Source organism: Blastococcus saxobsidens DD2, assembly GCF_000284015.1.
Lineage (GTDB): Bacteria > Actinomycetota > Actinomycetes > Mycobacteriales > Geodermatophilaceae > Blastococcus > Blastococcus saxobsidens_A.
Window position 1 is genome coordinate 3,300,365 of record NC_016943.1, and the last position, 20,673, is coordinate 3,321,037.

At 69.3% G+C, this 20,673-nt stretch carries 19 protein-coding genes; 4 read left to right on the top strand and 15 right to left on the bottom strand.

The features are described 5' to 3' along the window. Window positions 1-15: 15 nt before the first annotated feature. The 5 genes from BLASA_RS15695 to BLASA_RS15715 all read right to left on the bottom strand — a co-directional run bounded on the left by BLASA_RS15695 (window position 16) and on the right by BLASA_RS15715 (window position 7,571). The gene (locus BLASA_RS15695; protein ID WP_041776603.1) at window positions 16-1,170 is read right to left on the bottom strand and encodes an acetyl-CoA acetyltransferase; all 1,155 of its coding nucleotides are present in this window, start codon (window positions 1,168-1,170) and stop codon (window positions 16-18) included. After that, the gene (locus tag BLASA_RS24330) at window positions 1,163-1,552 is read right to left on the bottom strand and encodes a Zn-ribbon domain-containing OB-fold protein (RefSeq protein ID WP_014377180.1); all 390 of its coding nucleotides are present in this window, start codon (window positions 1,550-1,552) and stop codon (window positions 1,163-1,165) included. The genes BLASA_RS15695 and BLASA_RS24330 overlap by 8 nt, the downstream gene beginning before the upstream one ends. A 470-nt stretch (window positions 1,553-2,022) precedes the next feature. Continuing rightward, entirely contained in the window at window positions 2,023-4,218 is a 2,196-nt protein-coding gene (locus BLASA_RS15705) for an acetate--CoA ligase family protein (protein ID WP_014377183.1), read from the bottom strand. A 55-nt stretch (window positions 4,219-4,273) separates the two neighbouring features. After that, complete coding sequence (locus tag BLASA_RS15710) at window positions 4,274-6,376, bottom strand: TRAP transporter permease (RefSeq protein ID WP_014377184.1); 2,103 nt, start codon at window positions 6,374-6,376, stop codon at window positions 4,274-4,276. Between the two features lie 97 nt (window positions 6,377-6,473). Next, complete coding sequence (locus BLASA_RS15715) at window positions 6,474-7,571, bottom strand: TAXI family TRAP transporter solute-binding subunit (protein ID WP_166486563.1); 1,098 nt, start codon at window positions 7,569-7,571, stop codon at window positions 6,474-6,476. A gap of 1,223 nt (window positions 7,572-8,794) precedes the next feature. Between BLASA_RS15715 and BLASA_RS25600 the strand changes: the two genes are divergently transcribed. Continuing rightward, complete coding sequence (locus BLASA_RS25600) at window positions 8,795-9,394, top strand: transposase (protein ID WP_014377186.1); 600 nt, start codon at window positions 8,795-8,797, stop codon at window positions 9,392-9,394. A gap of 15 nt (window positions 9,395-9,409) precedes the next feature. Continuing rightward, complete coding sequence (locus BLASA_RS25605) at window positions 9,410-10,036, top strand: DDE-type integrase/transposase/recombinase (protein WP_014377187.1); 627 nt, start codon at window positions 9,410-9,412, stop codon at window positions 10,034-10,036. Window positions 10,037-10,182: 146 nt separating this feature from the next. Here the strand turns inward: BLASA_RS25605 and BLASA_RS15725 are convergent, their stop codons facing one another. Next, window positions 10,183-11,367, bottom strand: coding sequence for a CaiB/BaiF CoA transferase family protein (locus BLASA_RS15725; protein ID WP_014377188.1), 1,185 nt, complete (start codon window positions 11,365-11,367; stop codon window positions 10,183-10,185). Window positions 11,368-11,639: 272 nt separating this feature from the next. Here BLASA_RS15725 and BLASA_RS25610 point away from each other — a divergent pair, with 272 nt between their 5' ends. Together BLASA_RS25610 and BLASA_RS25615 are read left to right on the top strand one after the other, a co-directional pair. Further along, window positions 11,640-12,107, top strand: coding sequence for a helix-turn-helix domain-containing protein (locus tag BLASA_RS25610; RefSeq protein WP_231839474.1), 468 nt, complete (start codon window positions 11,640-11,642; stop codon window positions 12,105-12,107). Between the two features lie 14 nt (window positions 12,108-12,121). After that, a complete protein-coding gene (locus tag BLASA_RS25615; RefSeq protein WP_231839649.1) occupies window positions 12,122-12,778 on the top strand; it encodes an IS630 family transposase in 657 nt (218 codons plus the stop codon). 181 nt (window positions 12,779-12,959) lie between these two features. Here the strand turns inward: BLASA_RS25615 and BLASA_RS15740 are convergent, their stop codons facing one another. From BLASA_RS15740 to BLASA_RS23585, 9 genes are all read right to left on the bottom strand, one after another. Next, window positions 12,960-14,372, bottom strand: coding sequence for an IS1380 family transposase (locus BLASA_RS15740; RefSeq protein WP_014377191.1), 1,413 nt, complete (start codon window positions 14,370-14,372; stop codon window positions 12,960-12,962). A gap of 356 nt (window positions 14,373-14,728) precedes the next feature. Continuing rightward, window positions 14,729-15,412 carry a maleylpyruvate isomerase family mycothiol-dependent enzyme gene (locus BLASA_RS15745; protein WP_014377192.1) on the bottom strand — a complete coding sequence of 228 codons (684 nt, stop codon included), beginning with the start codon at window positions 15,410-15,412 and terminating at the stop codon, window positions 14,729-14,731. Then, window positions 15,409-16,392 (bottom strand): 2-hydroxyacid dehydrogenase, encoded by a 984-nt coding sequence (locus BLASA_RS15750; protein ID WP_014377193.1) that lies wholly within the window; start codon window positions 16,390-16,392, stop codon window positions 15,409-15,411. Before BLASA_RS15750 ends, BLASA_RS15745 begins: the two co-directional genes overlap by 4 nt. Continuing rightward, window positions 16,389-17,339: a D-2-hydroxyacid dehydrogenase family protein gene (locus BLASA_RS15755; protein ID WP_014377194.1), complete on the bottom strand. Its 951-nt coding sequence runs from the start codon at window positions 17,337-17,339 to the stop codon at window positions 16,389-16,391. The genes BLASA_RS15750 and BLASA_RS15755 overlap by 4 nt, the downstream gene beginning before the upstream one ends. A 28-nt stretch (window positions 17,340-17,367) precedes the next feature. Further along, entirely contained in the window at window positions 17,368-17,589 is a 222-nt protein-coding gene (locus tag BLASA_RS15760; protein ID WP_014377195.1) for a hypothetical protein, read from the bottom strand. A gap of 40 nt (window positions 17,590-17,629) precedes the next feature. Continuing rightward, window positions 17,630-17,767: a hypothetical protein gene (locus tag BLASA_RS25165; protein ID WP_014377196.1), complete on the bottom strand. Its 138-nt coding sequence runs from the start codon at window positions 17,765-17,767 to the stop codon at window positions 17,630-17,632. 71 nt (window positions 17,768-17,838) lie between these two features. After that, window positions 17,839-18,474 carry a hypothetical protein gene (locus BLASA_RS15765; protein WP_014377197.1) on the bottom strand — a complete coding sequence of 212 codons (636 nt, stop codon included), beginning with the start codon at window positions 18,472-18,474 and terminating at the stop codon, window positions 17,839-17,841. Window positions 18,475-18,499: 25 nt separating this feature from the next. Further along, window positions 18,500-19,150 carry a response regulator gene (locus tag BLASA_RS15770; protein ID WP_014377198.1) on the bottom strand — a complete coding sequence of 217 codons (651 nt, stop codon included), beginning with the start codon at window positions 19,148-19,150 and terminating at the stop codon, window positions 18,500-18,502. Between the two features lie 73 nt (window positions 19,151-19,223). Continuing rightward, window positions 19,224-20,531 carry a sensor histidine kinase gene (locus BLASA_RS23585; protein WP_014377199.1) on the bottom strand — a complete coding sequence of 436 codons (1,308 nt, stop codon included), beginning with the start codon at window positions 20,529-20,531 and terminating at the stop codon, window positions 19,224-19,226. Between the last annotated feature and the right edge of the window lie 142 nt (window positions 20,532-20,673).

Here is a 20,673-nt window from a genome sequence, read left to right on the forward strand (position 1 = left end):
CTCTTCGGAGTCGGATCAGAGAGCCGCCGCAGTACCCAGGATGGCTGTCGCCTGATGCGACATCACCCCGCCGTTCCCATGGAGGAGGGCGACGTCGTGCTTCTCCAGCTGCCGGTCTCCGGCAGCACCACGGAGCTGTCGGACCGCCTCCATGATCAGAAACATGCCGTACATCCCGGGATGCCCGTAGGACAGGCCCCCGCCGTTGGTGTTCACCGCCAGCGAACCACCCGGCCGGATTCGACCGCCTGCCACGAAGGGCCCGCCTTCGCCCTTCCCGCAGAACCCCAGGTCTTCCAGAAACAGCAGGGTATTGATGGTGAAGGCGTCGTACAGCATGAGGAGATCGATGTCGGAGTGCTGCACCTGGGCCGCGGTCAAGGCGCGCGGCCCCGAGTCCGCAGCCGCGGTCGTCGTGAGGTCCGGCATGTTGGTGATGCTGCGATGCCAGTGCGCCGCGCCGGTACCCAGGATGAACACCGCCGGGTTCGGCGAGTCGGCAGCGCGCTCGGCGCGCGTGACGATCGCTGCCGCGGCGCCATCAGTGACCAGACAGCAGTCGAGCACCGACAGAGGTGAGGAGACGACGCGCGAGTTCAGGACATCTTCTGCGGTGAGTGGGTCCCGTACCACGGCATCCGGGTTGAGCTGGGCCCACTGCCGTGCCGCCACGGCCACTTCCGCGAGCTGCTCGCGCGTCGTGCCGAACTCGTACATGTGCCTGGCCGCCGCCAGCGCATAGGCGCTGAGCGGGTACCGAGGCCGGTAGTCCCGCTCGTACGGGGACTGCTCACCGATGGACACGAGGCCCCCGCTGTCCGACCGCTGGGTGCTCCCGTAGCAGATGAGGGCGACGTCACACATTCCGGCATTCACGGCGGCAACGGCATGCTGCAGGTGAGCGATGAAGGAGCTCCCCCCGACATTCGTGCCGTCACTGAAGCGCGGGCGTATCCCGAGGTACTCGGCGACGTTCAGCGCCGCCATCGGGTAGTAGGCCGACGCCGAGAAAAGTCCGTCCACGTCCGAGAGGGACAGGCCGGCGTCATCGAGAGCCGTGCGCGTGGCCTCCGCCAGGAGGTCGAGCGGCATCACCCCTCGGCCGACATGGCCGACCCCGGCCTCACCGATCCCGACGATGGCCGCGCTACCGCGGAGCTGCTCAGTCATCGGATCCCCCACGGTGCTCGAAGACGGGCAGGTACGCGTCGGCCTCCTGTGCGGGCCGCCAGGCGCACGTGACAGCGAGCCCGATCGGGATCTCAGCCTCCGGGTACCCGTCGACGCGGCTCATCATCCGGAAGCCCTCGTCCACGTCCACCAGAGCCACGTTGTAGGACCCATCGCGTCGTTCGATCGTCGTCGCGGAGTACACGACGCCACGTCCTGAGCTCACCCGCCAGGACAGTTCCGTGGAGGCGCACGAAGGGCAGAGCACCCGAGGAGGGAAGATCGAGCGACTGCAGGCATCGCAATGCTGATACCGCAGCTCACGGCTCTTCAGGCCTTCCACATACACCGCATAGGGGTACAGATCTAGCGACTCGCTCACGCGCAATCCTTTCTGTCTGTCATGCGATTCGGGCACTCGTGCAATGCGCCCACCGGCAACTCTGATCCATGGCCAGCCACTCCCTACTCGCGCCGAGAAAGCCGCCTCTACCATTGCTAACCTCAGATGAGTAGCGCCGCCGTGGACATCGATTTGCGACAGGGGCAGTCACGCAAAGGCCCGAATCCCACTCGGCGGCATTACTGGAACCCTAGGCCATAGAAGCCCTCCGGAAAACCCGGACCGGTGCGGGGAATTCCCCGATCACTCAGCCTCGCGTGCACTGGGGGCCCGGACCACGAGCCAGAAACCGGCGGCGGACCGCGGCTTGCTCCGACGGCGGTCGTGCTGGCAATGCGGAGGGGCGGAGATGCGACACCGCGGCCACGGGGGCGGCCGGACCGCCATTCGTCCGGACGTGTGAGCCGGACCGTCCCCACCAGGCGTGCACCCTTCGCTCCGGTGGCCGGCTAGGACATCCGGGCCGCCGACTCGTCCGTCCGCAACCTGATCAAGGCGTCGAGGACGGCCACGCCTTGCCCCTTGGGCAGCACCTTCACAGGGTTGAGGTCCATCTCGAGGAGGGCGTCGCCCAAGTGCTCGACGACGCGCCCGACCTCCACGACCAATCGGGCGAGGGCTTCGTAGTCCGCCTCGTCCCCACCACGTGCCCCGGTCATGGCAGGAAACGCCTTGAGTGCCTTCACCTTGTCCAGCGCGTATCCGTAGCTGATGGGCGGCAGAACACACTGGTAGTCGCTGAATATCTCGATGAAGACGCCACCGGCACCCACCACGACGACGTGCCCGAATGTGGGATCTTGCTTGACGCCCAGGAATGCCTCGAAACCTCCCTTCACCATTTTCTGGACGAGCACACCCTCGACCGTGCCCATCGGCGCGATGTCCTCTGCCCGCGCGATGAGCTCCTTGACAACCGTCTCCAGTCTCTGCTCGTCCGCAATATTGAGCACCACCAGGCCGTGATCGCTCTTGTGCGGAATAGCCGGCGACGATGCCTTGGCGACGACTGGGAAAGTCAGCTGGGCGGGACCATCCGTGACCGCCGATGTGGGCGCCACGAGGACGTCGGACATCTGGAAGACGCCGAGCTGGTCGAGGAGCCGCTTGGAGTTGTATTCGCTCAGGAAGCCGTCGTCCGTGAGCGGCTGGTAGGCGGCGATGACAGCAGCGGCATCAGGGATCGACACGAGCCCGGGAGCCGTGGCCGCGTTCGCCACGGCGCCCCGCGCGGATGTCGCCGAGTCGTCTCCGGCCGAGTCGGCTCGATCGAGACTGAAGTCGACGTAGGCAGCCAGCGACCGGACGACGAGGCTGGGGTTCTGTGCGGCCGGAACTCCCCCCGCACCCAACCGCTGGATGATGCTCTGGTGACTGCCAACCCAGCCCACAGCGAGCAACGCATCGTGCTCGTCGTTGGCCTGTGCCAGGTCACCGATGATCGCGTCGATGTCGTAGCCGCCACCCAAGGCACCGAAGCTCGCGAGGACCGCATCGACACCCGGGTCCTCCATGAGGAGCGGCACGGCGCGGGAGAGCAAGCGGGGCTCGACCAGGAGCTGAGTGGTCACGTCCACCGGGTTCGCCGCCGAGGCAAAGGTCGGAAGCATGGCCTTCAGCCCGGCGATGGTGTCCGACTGCAGGACCGCGATCTCGAGGCCGAGCGCCTTGCACTGGTCGACGACCATCACGCCGAGTCCACCGGAGTTCGTGATGACGGCGACCCGTCTCCCGGCGGCCCGCCTCTTCTGCCCGAACATCTGGCTGAAGGCTGCCAGCTCGATCAGGTCACCGACGCGGACGATGCCGTGTTTGTGGAAGAACTCGTCGACGGCGTCGTCGTCTCCGGCCAGGGCACCGGTGTGGGACGAGGCCGCGACCTTGCCCTCCGCCGTCCGTCCCGACTTCAGCACGAGGATCGGCTTGTCCTCTTGCCGCGCGACCTGCCCGGCGTCGGCCAGGCCGTCCGGATCCTTCAGGTCTTCCAGGTACCCGAGCACCACCGACACCTCGGGGTCACGGACCACGTCGAGCATCACGTCGGCGACGGTGACGTCGGATTCGTTCCCGGTGGCGACGTAGTACTGGATACCGCTCCCGGCGTTGCCCAGCAGTTGGTACAGCATCGCCGCCACGGCGCCGCTCTGACTGACGATGGCCCCGGACCCGACCGTCAGGTCTCCCTGAGCGAACGCGGAAGCGAAAGTCGGAGCTGCCTTCGTCCCCACGCTGAAGACGCCTTGGCAGTTCGGCCCCAGGACGCGCATCCCCGACCGCCGCGCGATCCCGGTGATCTCCCGCTGGAGGGCACCACCCTCCTCGCCGAGCTCGGAGAAGCCGGAGCTGAAGATGATGCAGCTGCGCACTCCCGCGTCCACGCAGTCGTTGAGGGTCTGAACCACCGCGGTCGCAGGGATGGCGATGACGGCCAGGTCCACGGCTCCGGGCGTCGCTTCGATCGACGGATAGCACGTCAAGCCCTGGACTTCGGTACGGCGGGGGTTGATCGGGTAGATTTTCCCCGCGAAGCCATAGCGCTTGAGGTATGCGATGGGGCGGCCACTGACCTTTGTCGGATCGTCGGATGCGCCGACGACCGCGATGGACGAGGGCCTCAACAACTTTTCGAGTGACCGCTGGGTCATACGTCTCCTTCAGAGGTAAGTCGACAGTCGAATGACCGCCGGGACCTGCCGATGCTCATTGGCGGCCAGCCGGCTGGTCGGTTGCGGTGGCCCCCGCGGGCGCCGTCGAGCTGTCCCCGACCCGCGCCCCCTGTTCCTTGCCACGGGAGCCGCCGAACCGCTGATACGCGAAGATCGCACCGAGGACCCCGAAGCCGATGGCAGCGGTGTAGAGCCCGGGAGCGATCAGGACGCAACCGGTTATGACCGATAGCACGGCAAGAACCGGGTTCATCCTCCGGAAGATGAACAACTGGAGCCCGGCGGCTACGCCGTAGACACCCGCCAACGCCGAGACCACCCCGACGACAATTCTGAGGATGCTGTCCTGCTGCAGCAGGAGAGACGGGTTGTAGACGAACATGAATGGGAGGATGAACGCGGGGATGGCGAGTCGGAAGGCGGTCAAACTCGTTGGCCAGAGAGGCGACTTGGCAATACCTGCGGCCACCATGGAAGCCAGCGCGACCGGCGGGGTTATCGCCGACAGGATCCCGAAGTAGAAGATGAACAGGTGAGCCCCGAGTTCATTGACTCCGAACTCGATCAACGCCGGCGCCACCGTGACGCTGAGCACCAAGTAGGCCGCAACGGTAGGCAGGCCCATACCGAGCACCAAGGAGGTCAGCATGGTTAGGACCAGCAAGACGATCAGGTAGCCGCCGGCTGCATCGATAAGAAGTCCCGACAGCGTGAACCCGAGACCGGTCTGGGTCATGACTCCGATGACCATGCCGACACTGGCGGTCGCGATGGTCACCTCGAGGACCGACTTACAACCCACGACGGCGACATTGACCAGCTCAGCCGGATTCATCCTGGTGGACGGGTGGATCATTGCCAGGACCAGGGTCAGGCAGATCGTGTAGAAGGCCGACCGCGCCGGCGACAGCTGGTACACGATGAGAAGCACGCCGAGGAGCGCGGGCGACAGCAACAGGTGCCAGCCACGTTTGACGGCCTTCCGGACGCTGGGCAGCTCCTCACGAGGCATCCCGGTGAGATGGTGCTTCGCGGCTTCGATGTCCACGGTGATGAAGACGGCGGCGAAGTAGAGGAAGGCCGGGACTGCGGCTGCCACTGCGACGGACCAGAACGGAACCGCGAGGATCTCGGCGATGAGGAATGCCGACGCGCCCATCAGTGGGGGCGTGATTTGGCCTGCCGAAGAAGCAACTGCTTCCACGGCGGCCGCAAATCGCGCCCTATAGCCGATCCTCTGCATCAATGGAATGGTGAACGGCCCGGTACTGGCGACGTTGGCCACGGCGCTGCCCGAGATGGTGCCGAACGACGCGCTTGCCACGACGGCCACCTTGGCTGGGCCGCCGCGCACCATCCCGAAGAGGCCTGTGGCGATGTCGATGAAGATCTGCCCGGCGCCGGAGACCTGGAGAAGTGCGGCGTAGAGCACGAAGAGGAAAACGAACGTGGCGATGACGCCCAGGGGGATCCCGAAGATGCCCTGCAGGCTGAGGCCCTGGTAGAAGGCGATCTGCGGCAGGTCGAACCCGCCGTGCCCCAGGACGCCCGGCAGGGACTCACCGACATAGGAGTAGATCAGAAACACGACGCCGATGATCGGGATGGCCAAGCCGATGCTCCGGCGCGCCAGTTCGAGCACGACCACGATCAGCACGAGGCCGACGACCATCTGGGTGGTCGTCACGCTGGAGGTCGTGGTCCAGAGAGCGAAGTGATTGACGATCACGTATCCGATAGCCGCCAGGGCCACGAGCGCCATGATCACCTTTTCGACGGTGAACCGGTGCCGATCCCTCGTGCGCTTGGGGAACGCGGGGAAGATCAGGAACGCGATGACGGCCCCGAAGGCCAGGTGGACGGAGCGGTACTGCAAAGCAGGCAGGACGCCGGTAGCAGCGGTGTACAGCTGGAAGGCTGTCCATGCCACGCACAGGAACGCGATGGTGTAGCGGAAGGGCTTGCCTTCTTTTTCCTCATCTGGCGGATCGACAGGGTCCACGGCCCCCTCGTAGGTGGCCGGCTCCGTGACTTCGGCGTCGTGTGCGAGATCCGGATCGATTGCGGCCTCGCGCGACTGCGGCCGCCCCGCTTTTTTTTCATTGACCATCAACGTCTCCGAGTAGCTGCTCGTCACAGGAGGTGGTCCCGCTTGGGCCGTAGGTGATACCTACGGCCCAAGCGGAACCATGAGGCAAAGCGGTCAGTGACGACTCATGGCGGAGGCCGAGTCATCAGGCACCGGGAATGGTGAGACCCTCCTCCTCGAAGTACCTGAGCGCGCCCGCGTGGATGTAGTCCGGGTCGAGGATGCCGTCGTCCAGGTATTGCTGGATTTTCTCGAGCCCGATGGACTCACCGGCCGGGTGGATCTGCCCGATGTCGTCGGCCCTCTCGGTGACGGCCTTGGTGATCGCGTAGATCGCGTCCTCCGGTACCTCGGAGCTCGTGATCAGGTTGGCGAAGATGGCGTAGAATCGCTCATCCGTGTCCACCCCCGGGTAGGTCCCCGCCGGGATGGTGGCAAAGGCGGTCAGAGGGTTCTCCTCGTTCCAGGTGTCGACGACCTCGTCCGGAGTCTCGATGAACTTGATCCCGGCCGTCGCGGCGAGTTCCTCCACCGTTGCGTTCTTCGGATAGCCGGTGAAGGTACCGACGTCGATGTCGCCGTCTCTCAGTGCCGCAGCCTGCTCCGCGTAAGTGAGGTAGACCCATTCGATCTCGGACTCCGACACCCCGCACGTCTCGTAGACGGCCGCGACCAGCTGCTGGGTGGTCTCCGAGGGAACCCCTACGGACTGGCCTGCGACGTCCGAGCAAGTGTTCAGCGGAGAGTCCTCCAGGACCACCTGGGACATGACGTTGTCGTACAACCCCATCACGAAGCGCACTTGGTCGTAAGGCTGGTCGAACTCACCGACCCCCTCGATGGCCCGGTACACCGCATCGGCCTGCATGATGCCGAGCACCGCCGCGCCGTCGGTGATCCGCTGGATCACGACGGAGATGTTCGGCGGGTTGCTCGGGTTCAGCCGGATACCCGGGACTTCCTCGCTGATGACGCCGGCCATACCACCGCCGAGGGCGTCATAGACGCCGCCGCTGCTGCCGGTGAGAAAGGTGCCCGAGAGGTCCACGTCCGGGTAGGCGGCCTCGCTGTCGCCGTTACCGCCGCCGCCGTCGGCACCGGCGTCGACGTCGCCGCCCTCGGCGCCGCACGCGGTCATGACACCGGCGGCGATCACCAATGCCGTGGAACGAATGGCCAGTGGCTTGAGTGTTCGCATGACTTGGGAGTTCCTTTCCCTCGACGTCTGTCGGCCGGTGCTCACGCGATGTGCACGGGAGCACCTTCCTGAGTAGGGGCTATCTGACTCGCCGGGCGGACCCTTGCGTGGCGACAGCACCTGACGTGGCTGCGCGGGGATGCGTCCCCGGAAAGCGGGGTTGTTGCACGTTCATCACCGTGGACGCCGGCGGCGTCCTCGGATTCCTGCGGCCTTCCGGGTTGGCTCATGGCCAGGGTGCACTTCCAGCCCCTTTGGTCTGGCGGTTGACGACTGTGGTGCCAAAAGCCTGATTGTGTCGCAGATCCCCTCCGTGATCCAGGACACTATGGGCGGGATCGCGGAGGGGTCAAGGCCTGCACGTCTTCGTGGCCTACCCGTTGCATTCCGCCATATCGCGTCCCGCGCCGATGAATGCGCCATTCAATTGCGTTCTTTTCAGTTGTCCCACGCCGGATGCCAGGAGGTGTATTCTCGTGTCAGTCCGCCTCCATCGGTCCCCGGAAGTCGTGGCCCCCCGGCTGCCGTTGCCGCCGGGCGGCACGGACCGCGCCGGGATTCCCACCACGCTGCTCGCCGGGGTCGGGCCAGGAGGTCGGTTATGGCCGCTCAGCTGAGGATCACTGCCGGCGACACGTGCGGGGCCCTGCGCTGCGAGGTCGCCTTCGCTCAACGCTGCGGCATCGTCATCTCCGTCGACCGGCTGCGGACGTACGACCCGGCTCCCGACTCAACCGCGGCGGCAACCGGCACGCTGCCTCGCGGCCACATGGCCACATGGCCACATGGCCACATGGCCACAACATGCATCGTGACCTGGCAACGAGAAGTCGGACGCCGAGGATGCCGGAGGATCACCAGAGCCGGCATGGCACAGGTGTGGTGTAGAACGTCTCGATGCGTCCATCTGCCGATGCCGCTATCCGGGCCTTGGCCGTCCGATTTCTCCGCCATGCCCTCCCCACGTCGACCGGCGTCCCGGCTGACAACCACGAGCGGGTCGGGCCTCGCCGACCATGCAGCCACGTCGCCGCATCCGTCGGGGCCGACGGCCTCATGCGGCGGAGCCGGTCAGCGGGTCCTCGAGCAGGCCGGCGCCGACAGCCATGGCGGACGGAAAGCTGTGTGCATGGTCTCCCGGCCGTCGAGCTTGGTGCATCGTGCCCCCTCCCCCCGCACGCCAGCAAGGGGTCGCGTTGACTCACCAAACATGCGCGCGTGGGGGTGGTCGTTGACTCACCGGTGAATGCGCGCGTAGAGCCCTGGTGATGGAACTGACGATGGGCCAGCGCCAGGCAGTGACCAAGGCCATCGCGACCCGGTATCGGCGGGCGAGCAGGGCGGAGAAGGGCGCGATCCTCGACGAGCTGTGCGCGACCACGGGCTGGCACCGCAACCACGCGCGCAAGGCGCTGGCCTCGGCGCTGAAGCCGAAGGTGGTGCGTGCACGTCAGCCGCGGGCCCCGAGGTACGGGGTCGACGTCGTGCTGGTGCTGCGGTTCTGCTGGGCGGTGCTGGACGCGCCGACGGGCAAGCGGCTCGCCCCGGTGATGGGTGAGCTGGTGCCCACCCTGCGGCGCTTCGGGGAGCTCGACGTCAGCGACGAGCTGGCCGCCGCGCTGATGGTGATGTCGCCGGCCACGATGGACCGGCGCCTCGCGGAGTACCGGGCCGCGCTGGACCTGCGGGGACGCAGCCACACCAAGCCCGGGTCACTGCTGAAGGACTCGATCCCGATCCGCACGTGGGCGCAGTGGGACGACGCCGTACCGGGGTTCGTGGAGATCGACTTGGTCGGCCACGAGGGCGGCAACGCTGTCGGGGACCACGCCTACACGCTCACGGTGACCGATATCGCCACCGGTTGAACGGAGAACCGGTCGGTGCCCAACAAGGTGCGCAAGTGGGTGATCGCGGTGCTGGAGGAGATCGCAAAGATCATGCCCTTCCCGCTGCTGGGGGTGGACTCCGACAACGGCTCGGAGTTCATCAACCATCACCTGCTCGCCTGGTGCGAGCAGCGCACGTTCACCTTCGCCCGGTCCCGTCCGGGCAACTCCAACGACGGCGCGCACGTGGAGCAGAAGAACTGGGCGGTGGTGCGCACCGTGGTCGGCTACCACCGCTACGACACCCCCGCCGAGCTGCGGCTGCTGAACAAGATCTGGGTGCTGCAGTCGCAGATGACCAACTACTTCCTGGCCCAGCAGAAACTGGTGTCCAAGGTCCGCGACGGCGCGAAGGTCACCAAGCGCTACGACCGGCCGACCACGCCGCACCGCCGGGCCGAGCGCCACGACGCGGTCACCGCCGAGGACAAGACGATCATGAAAGACGCCCTCATCGGGCTGAACCCCGCAGCGATCCAGCGGCAGATCCAGGCCCTCACCGCCGAGCTGCTCACCCTGACCACCAGCAAGGCGCGCGCCGCGGCCAAGCCCCCGGTGCAGGCCATCACCACGCGCGCATCCGCTCCTGAGCCAACGAAGGCCGCTACGCGCGCATCTTGACATGAGTCACCACGGGGGTCTTGCCCGGTCAGGCCGAGGGGAACAGCGGGGGCGACGCTCCCCCGCACATCAGGAGGACCTTCGTCGATGTCCAGAGAGGCGCATGCCAGCTGTCCCGCCGGTCGAGCGGTTGCGCGGCCCGGTTCTCAACACACGCCGGTGTCACGCATGGTTGCGATGTCCTGCGGTTCGTAGCCCAGCCACGCGAGAATCGAGTCGGTGTGCTCCCCCACGGTCGGGATCGGACCCATGGGAGCCTCTCCCGCGGGCAGGTCCACCGGCGGCCGCAGTGCCCGCTTCTTGCCCGCCGGCGTCTCAACATCACGCCACCGGTCCCGAGCCGCCAGTTGAGGATGCTGGGCGAGGTCGGCCATGTCGTTCACCATGCCGAAGGCGATATTTGCCTTGTCCAGCCGCTCGGTGACCTCCTCGACGCTGAGCTGCGAGAGCGCCGCCTCCATCACCTCGTCGACGAAGTCACGGTTCTTCGAGCGCTCGATGTTGCGGGCCACCCTGGGATCGTGGGCCAGATCAGGACGGCCCAGGACGTCCGTGCACAACCGCACCCACTCTCGGTCGTTCTGGATCCCGATGTTGAGCTCTCGACCTCCACGGCACCGGAAGCGCCCATAGGGGTACAGCGAGGGATGCGAGTCGGCGCTCCGCGGCGGCAACACCCCTCCGTGCAGGGCCTGGTACAGAGCGGGGGAGATCCACTCCGACAGAGCATCCAGGAGGGTGGTCTCCAGATTCGCACCCCGCCCGGTGCGGGTCCGTCCGAGGAGCCCCGAGAGCACGCTGGCGAACGCATACATCCCACCGGAGATGTCCGCGATCGACAGGCCGATGCGCACGCCCTGCTCCGGTGTCCCCGTAGTCGATGACGTGCCGACCTCACCCTGGACGAGCAGGTCGTAGGCCCGCTTGTTGTCGTACGGGCCGCCGTGCCCGTAGCCCGACAGCCCGCAGGACACCAGCCGTGGGTAGGTTGACGTGAGGGTCTCGCGGTCAAAACCCAGCCGGTCCACCGCACCTGGGGCCAAGTTGTGCACGAACACATCGGCTCTCTCGAGCAGTCGTGCGAGCACTTCCCGTCCACGGGGCGACTTGACGTCCAGGGTGAGGCTCTCCTTACCGCGGTTTAGCCAGAAGAAAAAGGTGCTGGTCCCATCGACGGCGTCGTCGTAGCCGCGCGCGAAATCCCCGACGCCAGGACGCTCGATCTTGATCACTCGAGCGCCGAGGTCACCGAGTTGTCGGGTGGCGAACGGGGCGGCGACAGCCTGCTCGAGGGCGACGACGACGGTGCCGGCCAGTGGCAGATCCTCCACAGGAACCTCCGCAGCTCTGTGATGTCGAGACAACGATCGACTTCGTCCTGGCGCTCCTCAAACAAGCGGATCGGGCACAAGATTGATCATCGAGCGTGTGGCCATGTTACTGGCCGCCCCAAGACGCAGTGGTAGGCGCGCCTTTCATGGCTTTAGCCGGAGGGGTGATCGAGACTAGTAGCGCGTCGCCGCTTATCGGCGGTTTGATGCTCGTGGCGGGACATCTTCCCCTTCCGCCCGCCAGAAGCGAGTCGATGATGTCGAGGACGAAGATGCGGCCGGTGGTGTTGAGTCCGGCGGAGCGCACGGAGCTGACCAGGCTGGTTCGGACCGGATCGCATCCGGCCCAGCAGGTGCGGCGGGCCCGGATCCTGCTGGAGTTGGACGAGAACGATCCCGACCGCGACGGGCCGGTACCGCTCCAGCAGGTGGTCGCCGAGCGTGTCGGGGTGCATGTCGACACGGTGATGAAGACGTCGAGGGTCTACGCCGAGCGTGGCGGTGACGTGCAGGCGACGATCACCCGCAAGAAGCGGGCCACCCCGCCGGTGGAGCCGATCGTGACCGGCGAGGTCGAGGCCCGGCTGGTCAAGCTGGCCTGCTCGGCCCCGCCGGAAGGGTATGCCCGCTGGTCGTTGCGGCTGCTGGAGAAGCACGTCGCGTTGGTCGACGACATCCCGAGTCTGGATCACTCGACCATCGGCCGGGTCTTAAAAAAACGAAACTGCGTCCTCATCTGAAGCAGTGCTGGACCATCCCGCCGCACGCGAACGCCGAGTTCGCGGCGCGGATGGAGGACGTGCTGGCCGTCTACGCCCGCCCACACGACCCGGCGCGCCCGGTGGTGTGCATGGACGAAAAGCCCTACCAGCTGCTCGGCCACGCGCGCGACCCGATCCCGGCCACGCCGGGCCACGACCGCAAGGAAGACAGCGAGTACGTCCGCAACGGCACCTGTTCCATCTTCCTGTGGGTCGAACCGCTGCGCGGCTGGCGCCGCTGCGACGCCCAACCGCGGCGCACCAAGCTCGACTGGGCGCGCCAGGTCGACCAGCTGCTCACCGTCGACTACCCCGACGCGGAGAAGGTGGTGCTGGTAATGGACAACCTCAACACGCACGCCATCGGCTCGCTGTACGAGGCGTTCCCGCCCGAGAAGGCGTTCGCGTTGGCGCAGCGACTGGAGATCCACTACACCCCCAAGCACGGCTCCTGGTTGAACATCGCCGAGATCGAACTGTCCGCCCTGACCGGTCAATGCCTGGCCCGGCGTATCGACGATCTCGGCGTACTCAACACCGAGCTCGCCGCCTGGCAGTCGGCCACCAACGCCGACCAGCGCCAAGTGACCTGGCACTTCACCACCGCAGACGCCCGGGTGAAACTGCGACACCTATACCCGGACAGTTGAAAGCGACGGCCTACTAGCCCGGATCTTTCGTCCGCCCGTCGGTGATCGCCGGGAGGCGACTCGGTGGGTCGCTGAGGCGTGATTCTGACGTTGGGGTGTGACGCTTCGGCCGAGGTCGCTCGGGTGGGCGCCGGTTCCACGGTCCGGGGTGGTGCAGGTCGTCGGGACGAAGACGCGTGGGTCAGCCGGGAGCGGCTACCGGTCCGCCGAGGAGGTCGCGTAGCCGGATAACGGCGTCGTGGACGACGGCGGCCCAGGGGTGGTGTTCGGCCAGGTGCAGTAGCCGGCGCCGTCCGGTGCGGGCCAGGGTGGCCGGGACGGTGAACAGCCTGGTGCGCAGCCGTTTTGGCTCCCAGCGTCGGGCGGGGTGGTCGACGAGGGCGAGCATCTGCATCCAGGCGGTGAGCTCACAGGCCAGCGCGACGATGGCGCACCAGATCTGGTTCTGGTCGAAGTCGTGCAGCGGCAGGTTGGTCAGCCCGGTGTCCTTGGCGCAGCGGATGCGGTCCTCGGCGCGGGCCCTGCGGCGGTGCCGCAGCTCGAGTGCGGGCAGCTGCCCGCGGGTGCTGTTGGTGGCGAACGCGGTGACCCGCAGCCCGTCGGCGTCGGTGATCCGCAGCTGCGCGCCCGGGTGCGGGCGCTCTTTGCGGGCGATCACCCTCATCCCCGGCGGCCAGCCTGTGAGGTCCAGCAGGCCGGTGAGTTCGGCGACCCAGGCACCCTCGCGGATGGCGTCGTTCGCGTCGTAGGCCGACGTCCACACCTGCTCGGGGAGCAGCTTGAGCAGCTCGGCGGTGTTCGCCGGCAGCCCGAAGCCGATCGAGTAGGACAACCGCTGCCCGTGCAGCCAGGTCAGGAACTTGTGGCTCGCTCCGGCCCCGTCGGTGCGGATCAGCACCTTCCGGCCGGGTCGGGTGCCGGGCCGGTGCCCGGGCAGCTGCGCCAGTGCCTGGCGGGCCACGGTGATGTGGTCGGCGGCGGTGTTGGAGCCGGCGTTGCCGGCCCGCAGCAGCACCGATAGGGGTTCCCCGCTGCCCTCGTGGCCGTGGTCGACGAACGAGCACAGCGGGTGGTGGCCGAACCCGCGCTTGAACGTCGGTGCGGCCTGCTCCTTCTCCGAGTGCGAGGTGACCAGGGTGGCGTCGATGTCGATGATCAGCGGCGCGGAGGCGTCGGCGGCGTGGCCGGGGGCGTGCTCCCCGGCCAGCCCCCACACCGCAGCCCGCGCAGCAGCGCGGGCGATGTTGATCGCCTTCAGCGCCGCGGGTGCATCGGTGGCCAAAGCGTCGATGCACCGGGAGACCGTCGGATCAGAGGCCACCGGGCCGTAGACCCGAGGTTCGGCGCGCAGCAGCGCGATGTCGGCCAGGCAGTCCCCGCCCAACGCAAGGGTGACTGCGAGGTCGAGGATGACCTTGCCGGGGTCGTGGATCGCCAGCGGCTTGCGCCACGGAGACAGCGCCGCCGCCATCGCCGAGTCCAGGCCGCTGGCCCGGACGGTCTCGGTCAGCAGGACGCCACCGGCCTGACCGACCGCTGGTACGTCGGCCGTGTCGACCGTGAGGCGGGGATAGAAACGGCTACGCTTGTTCACCTGGAAGGTGCTCCTTGAACGGCTCGGACAGGTCCCTCGACAAGACCCATCCTTGCTGGTCAGGAGCACTTTTCAGTTGTTCAACACCCGCTCAGGCAGCCACCCCGTGAAAGCCCCGGGCTAGGAGCCCCCCACCGGGGAAGAGATGGCGCGCTCGTCGTAGCGGGGCAATCCCGCGCCGGTCTTCCCGGGGCCGTGTGAAGGCTCGGTCGACGAGGCGGCGATCGTCCGGTCACGACCGCGACCTGCTCAGCGAGACCTCCCATCTCGACGGGCACGTCGAGCACCGCGGTCATGAGTAGGGCTCGTAGGCGGGAGCAACCACGCCGACCGCCACGAACGTCCCTGGCCGACCTCTAGATCCAGGTCGGCGGCAACGGGACGTCGCCGCGCAGGTCGGAGGCGTCCCCGCGGGTCAGCCACGCGGCGACCGCGGTCACCGGGCCCTCGATCCGCGCCGCCCCGCTCCCCCAGCTGCGGTCCACGTCGGTGGCCACGACGGTGACCTCCGGTGCCTGCCCGCGGGTGGCGAAGAGCCCGAGGACGTCGTGGACGAGCTCGGTGCAGAAGCCGGCCGGGAGGTCGGCGAAAGTGAGGCCGGCGCGCAGGTCGACCCCGTGCACCCACAGTTCCTTGGCGCGCATCCACGGCACCGCCGACGCCGGCACGGTCGTGCCCTGCCCGTTGCGCACCGGCGCCGTCCACGAGTCGGCGGGTGTGGTCTCCATCGTCTCTGCCAGCCGGCGGCAGGCTGCCACGTAGTCGGCCCGCAGCTCGGCCGGCGGCCGGGCCGCGGCGGCGTCGATCCCGGCGTCGCGGACCTCGCGGGAGGGGTACATCGGGGTCTCGACGCCGGTGCGCGCCCAGGTGAGCAGATTGACCAGGGCGTCGGCGTTGCGGGCCAGGTGCGCGATGACGTGCGCCCGTGACCAGCCGGGCAGCGCCGAGGGGTCGGCCAGCTCGGCATCGGCCAGCCGGTCGACCGTGCCGGCCACGGCGAGTTCTCCCTCGGCCCACCAGTGCATCTCCGGGGTGGTCATGCGGTCTCCTCTCGGGTGGGCACGGGCGTGCGCGGCGGTTCCCCGGCCAGCACGACCCGCACGTTGTCGACGGCGAGCAGGCCCATCGCGTCACGGGTGGCGCGACCTGCGCTGCCGATGTGCGGGAGCAGGACCGCGTTGTCCAGCGCGCGCAGCCCGGGGTGCAGCCGCGGCTCGTCCTCGTAGACGTCGAGGCCGGCGGCGGCGATGACCCCGGCCTCGAGCGCGGTGACCAGCGCCGCCTCGTCGACGACGGGCCCACGGGCGGTGTTGATCAGGATCGCGGTCGGCTTCATGGCGGCCAGCTCCGGGCCACCGATCAGGTGGTGGGTGTCGGGAGTCAGCGGGCAGTGCAGGCTCACGACGTCGCTCTCGGCCAGCAGCCGCGGCAGCTCGACGGCCTCGACCCCGTACCCGCGGGCCTCGTCGCCGGTGGCGCGACTGCCGGTGGCGCGGATGCGCATGCCGAAGGCTGCCGCGCGGCGGGCGACGGCCATCCCGATCCGGCCGAGCCCGACGATGCCCAGGGTCGCCCCGCCGCTGACGTCCAGGCCGACGAACGACTGCGGACCCCAGATCCACTCCCGCCCGCTGCGCACGAACCGGTCGGCCTCGACCAGCCGTCGGGCGGTGGCCAGGAGCAGCGCGAAGGCGCAGTCGGCGGTCGCCTCGTCCAGCACGCCGGGGGTGTTGGTGACGACCACGCCGCGGGTGCGGGCCGCATCGACGTCGATGTTGTCGAAGCCGACCGCGCAGTTGGCGACGATGCGCAGCCCCGGGCCGGCGGCGTCCAGCAGTTCGGCGTCCACCCGGTCGGTGAGCAGGGTGATCAGCGCCGTCGCCCCCTGCGCGCCGCGGAGCAACTGGTCGCGCGACGGCGGGGTGTCCGGGTCGTCGTGGACGACCAGCGGCGGGCCGAGCTCGCGGGCGGCCACCATCGCCGGCGGGGTGAGCTGCCGGGACAGGTAGACGTGGCTCACCCGAGCACCCGGATCGGCTCCCCGCGGAGGAAGGCGGCGACGTCCTCCACCGCCTCGCGGTAGAAGAGCTCGTAGGTGCCGCGGGTGACGTAGCCCAGGTGCGGGGTGAGGACGGCGCGGCGCAGCTCGCGCAGCGGGTGGGAGCGCGGCAGCGGCTCCTCGTCGTAGACGTCGATGCCGGCGCCGGCGATGGCGCCACGGCGCAGGACGTCGATCAGTGCCGCCTCGTCGATGATCGGCCCGCGGCTGGTGTTGACCAGGACGGCGGTGTGCTTCATCAGCGCCAGGTCGTCAGCGCCGATGAGCCCGCGGGTCCGCTTGGACAGCAGCAGGTGGATGGTCACGACGTCGGAGGTGGCGAACAGCTCGTCGCGCTCGACCCGGCGGGCGCCGACCTCAGCCGCGCGCTCGTCGGTGAGGTTCTGGCTCCAGGCGACGACGTCCATGCCGAAGGCACCGCCGATCCGCGCCACCCGGCTGCCGAGCCGGCCGAGGCCGATCACGCCGAGGGTGGCCCCCTCGAGGTCGCCGCCGACGGTCTGCTGCCAGGCGCCGGCGCGCATCGCGGCGTCCTCCTGCGGGAGGTGCCGGAGGCTGGCGAGGATCAGCGCCCACGTGAGCTCGGCGGTGGACGCCGCCTGCGACGCGGTGCCGCAGACGGTGATGCCCAGCTCGGTGGCGGCCGCGACGTCAATGGACTTGTTGCGCATGCCGGTGGTCACCAGCAACCGCAGGTCGGGCAGCCGCTCCAGCACCTCGCGGCTGAAGCGGGTGCGTTCCCGCATGGCCACCACGACGTCGAAGGACTGCAGCCGCGCGACGACGGCCTCCGGGTCGGCGACCGAGTCGTGGAACTCCACGACCTCGGCCGCCTCCGGCAACTGCGACCAGTCGGAGAACTCGGCGGCGGCCGACTGGTAGTCGTCGAGGACGGCGATGCGGTGCACGTCCCCGGTCTACTACACGTTCCTCAGGTCAGCGCGTTCCGGCGTCCGGCGGTCCGGCCGCATTCGGGGACGTCCCTGCGCCGGGCACCCCGGCGCCGTCATCGCTCATCTCGCCCTGCGCAGCGCGCGGTGACTGCTCCGGCGCGGCGCCGACCTGGTCCTTCTCGGGGACCTCGCCGGGGAGGCCGTCCTCCTCCGACGGGTCGTTCACGCCGCCGTAGGGGCGGCCGGTCATCGATCCTTCGGTCATCGCCGTGCTCCTCTCCGGACGTGCGGTCGTCCCGGGCCGGTCAGTGGCGCTTGGAGCCGCCGCTCTTGCCCTTGTTCGTGAAGCTGGAGATCGCGTCCTTGATCTTCCTCTGGTTCTGCGGCTTCTTGGCCTCGTCCATGACCTTCTTGGCGACGCCTGCCTTGGCGAACTTGCTCATGAGTCCCATGCCTCGTGCGGTGCCCATGGATGCCGTTGGGAACCCTCTCCGACAGGATCGTCATGCGGCCGTCACGCCGGGCGACGACCATCGGCGTCCGGTTCGGCGTCCGGGCCGCTGCCCGGGTCGCGGGCCAGCAGGTAGGTGGCGGCCCCGAGGACGACGCCGGCGACCGCGGACAGCGCGACGACGACCGGCGTCCCGATGTCGCCGAGCACGGCGGTGACCAGGTCGCGGGAGCGGGACGTCGGGTCGGCGAGGACGACCCCGACGAAGACGGCGACGAGCAGCCCCGCGCCGGCCGCCGCGATGTGGGCCAGCTTGCCGGTGAAGCCCATGCGGTCGCTCACGCTGCGGGCGGCCTTGACGATGCGTCCGGCGCGCAGGATGCGGAGTGCCCCGACGGTGCGGACGAGCCGCAGCACCTGGGCCGGGCCCAGGGCGAAGATCACCGCCAGGACGACGACGACGGTGAGCGCGATCAGGCCGAGGTGCCCGCGGATCCAGGCGCGCTTGCTCTCCGCGACGACGAACAGGATGACCGTCTCGGCGACCAGGACCAGCCCGCTCACGATGTCGATGAGGTGACCGGCCATGCCCAGCGTGCCCTCGGCCACGGTGAGGAACATGGCCGGGATCGAGGCCAGCGCGGCGACGAGCACCGGGACGGCCAGCCGTTCCTGCCAGCGCTCCTCCCGCGTCTTCACCGTTCGCCACGCTATCGCGCGACCGTCAACGCGCCATGAAGCCGCGCTCGTAGGCGGCGATGACGGCCTGGGTGCGGTCCCGGGCGCCGAGCTTGAGCAGCACGCTGCTGACGTGGGTCTTCACCGTCTCGCGGCTGAGGTGCAGCTCGGCGGCGATCTCGGCGTTGGACAGCCCGCCGGCCACCAGCCGCAGCACGTCGGCCTCGCGTCCGGTGAGCTCCGGCAGGGCGGCCGTGCCCCGCGCACGGGACGGCGCGTGCGTCGCGATCAGCCGGCGGGTCAGATCGGGCAGCACGAGGGAGGTGCCGCGCGCGACGACCCGGATGGCGTCGATGAGCTCGTCGGGGTCGGCCCGCTTGAGCGCGAAGCCGCTGGCCCCGGCCCGGAGCGAGCGGAACAGGTAGTCGTCGTCCTCGAAGGTGGTCAGCACCAGCACCCGCGGCCGCACCGGGTCGCGGGCGACCAGCTCCGCGGTAGCGGCGATGCCGTCCATGTCGGGCATCCGGACGTCCATGAGGACGACGTCGGGATCGGTCGCGGCCGCCACCTCGAGCGCCGCGCGCCCGGTGCCGGCGTCGCCGACCACGGTCAGGTCGGCCTCGCTGTCCAGGATCACCCGCAGCCCGGAGCGGACGAGCACGTCGTCGTCGACGAGGAGCAGCCGCAGCGCGGTCACGGGCCCTCCTCGCTGGCGCTCGTCGTCCCCGTGCCGCGGGGTGCTGTGTCTCTGCGGAACCTCGCACGCTCGGTCACGCGGCGCCCGACAGCGGCAGGGTGACGCAGAGATCGAAGCCGCCGGAGGCCGATGGCTCGGCGGTCAGCGTGCCGCCGGCGGCGGCCGCCCGTTCGCGCAGGCCGGCCAGCCCGCGCCCGCCACCGGGCCCCGGCCGGCTGTCCAGCTGGGAGGCCCGCTCGTTGCACACGCGGACGACGAGGGTGTCGCCGCTGCGCACCACCTGGGCGACGGTGAGCGGCGTCCCCGCGTGCCGCAGCACGTTCGTGGTGCCCTCCTGGATTACCCGGTAGGCGAGCTCCTGGACGCCGGCGGGCACGTCGTCGACCTCGCCGTCCACCACGAGCGCCACCGGGAGGCCGCCGTCCCGCAGGCCGGCGAGCAGGTCCTCGAGATCGGCGAGCGAGGGGGCCGCGAAGGGGGCGGGGTCATGGCCCCCGTCCGCGGCTCCCGATTCGTAGGCCCGGAGCACGGTGAGCACCCGGTCGAGCTCGGCGAGCGCGGCACGGGTGTTGGTCTCGATGTGCCCGAGCGCCTGGCGGGCGAAGTCCGGCTGCACCGGCCGGTCGTCCGCGGGCGTCAGCGTGCGGCGGGCGGCGGTGGCCTGCAGCAGGCTGGCGGTGAGCGCGTGCCCGATGGTGTCGTGCAGGTCGCGGGCCAGCTTGTTCCGGTCGGCCAGCCGGCGGGTGCTCTGCTGCAGTGCGGCGATCCGCTGCTCGGGCGCGGTGCCGAGCAGCCGGGGTGCCACGGACGCGGCCAGCCGGACCAGCAGGTCGAGCACGGCCAGGGTCAGGACGACGACGACGGCCATGAGCGCCAGCAGCGGCAGCGCGGTGAGCGGGTTCCATTCATGGCTCCACTCGGTGCTCCAGCCGAACCCGACGAAGGCGGCGGTGCCGAAGGTGAGGGTGGCGAAGGTGGCCGCCCCCATCAGCACCCGCGCGCCGAGCCACCCGAGCGCCCGCCAGGTGTCGGCCGCGAAGACCAGCCGCTTGCCCCGGCGCACGAGGCCCGGCTGGTCGAGCACCCGCTCGCCGTCGGGGATGTCGACGCCGAGCAGGGTGCGGGCCAGCCGGCGCTCGAGGCCGGCGAACCCGCGGGTCGCGGCCAGCACCACCAGGACGAGCAGCACGCCGACGCCGTAGACGAGCGCGACCACCGACCCGATCAGCGCGGCGTACACCCCGGCGTACACCGCGGCCAGGGGCAGGCTCGCCAGCGCGTAGAGGGCCCGGCCGGGCCAGCCCGGGCGCGCGTCGGCGAGGAGCGCGCGGATCCGGGCGGCCAGGGCACCGCGTCCGCGCAGGGACGTCGTCGGAGGCATGGCTCGATCCTGGCCGACGGCCCGGTCCGGCGATTCCCCCGCGAGCGCACTGCCGTCCTCCCCCGCGCGGGGGACCCAGGTCGGCGCTGCGGGGTGATCCGCGCGGCCCCCTCCGCCCGACACGCTGCGTGTCATGACTTCG

Bases quoted from the DNA above. Each gene is read 5' to 3' on its own strand.
- BLASA_RS25165 (WP_014377196.1), bottom strand. From the start codon at position 17,767: ATGAGCAAGTTCGCCAAGGCAGGCGTCGCCAAGAAGGTCATGGACGAG.
- BLASA_RS15745 (WP_014377192.1), bottom strand. From the start codon at position 15,412: ATGACCACCCCGGAGATGCACTGGTGGGCCGAGGGAGAACTCGCCGTG.
- BLASA_RS15695 (WP_041776603.1), bottom strand. From the start codon at position 1,170: ATGACTGAGCAGCTCCGCGGTAGCGCGGCCATCGTCGGGATCGGTGAG.
- BLASA_RS25610 (WP_231839474.1), top strand. From the start codon at position 11,640: ATGCGGCCGGTGGTGTTGAGTCCGGCGGAGCGCACGGAGCTGACCAGG.
- BLASA_RS15705 (WP_014377183.1), bottom strand. From the start codon at position 4,218: ATGACCCAGCGGTCACTCGAAAAGTTGTTGAGGCCCTCGTCCATCGCG.
- BLASA_RS23585 (WP_014377199.1), bottom strand. From the start codon at position 20,531: ATGCCTCCGACGACGTCCCTGCGCGGACGCGGTGCCCTGGCCGCCCGG.
- BLASA_RS15760 (WP_014377195.1), bottom strand. From the start codon at position 17,589: ATGACCGAAGGATCGATGACCGGCCGCCCCTACGGCGGCGTGAACGAC.
- BLASA_RS25600 (WP_014377186.1), top strand. From the start codon at position 8,795: ATGGAACTGACGATGGGCCAGCGCCAGGCAGTGACCAAGGCCATCGCG.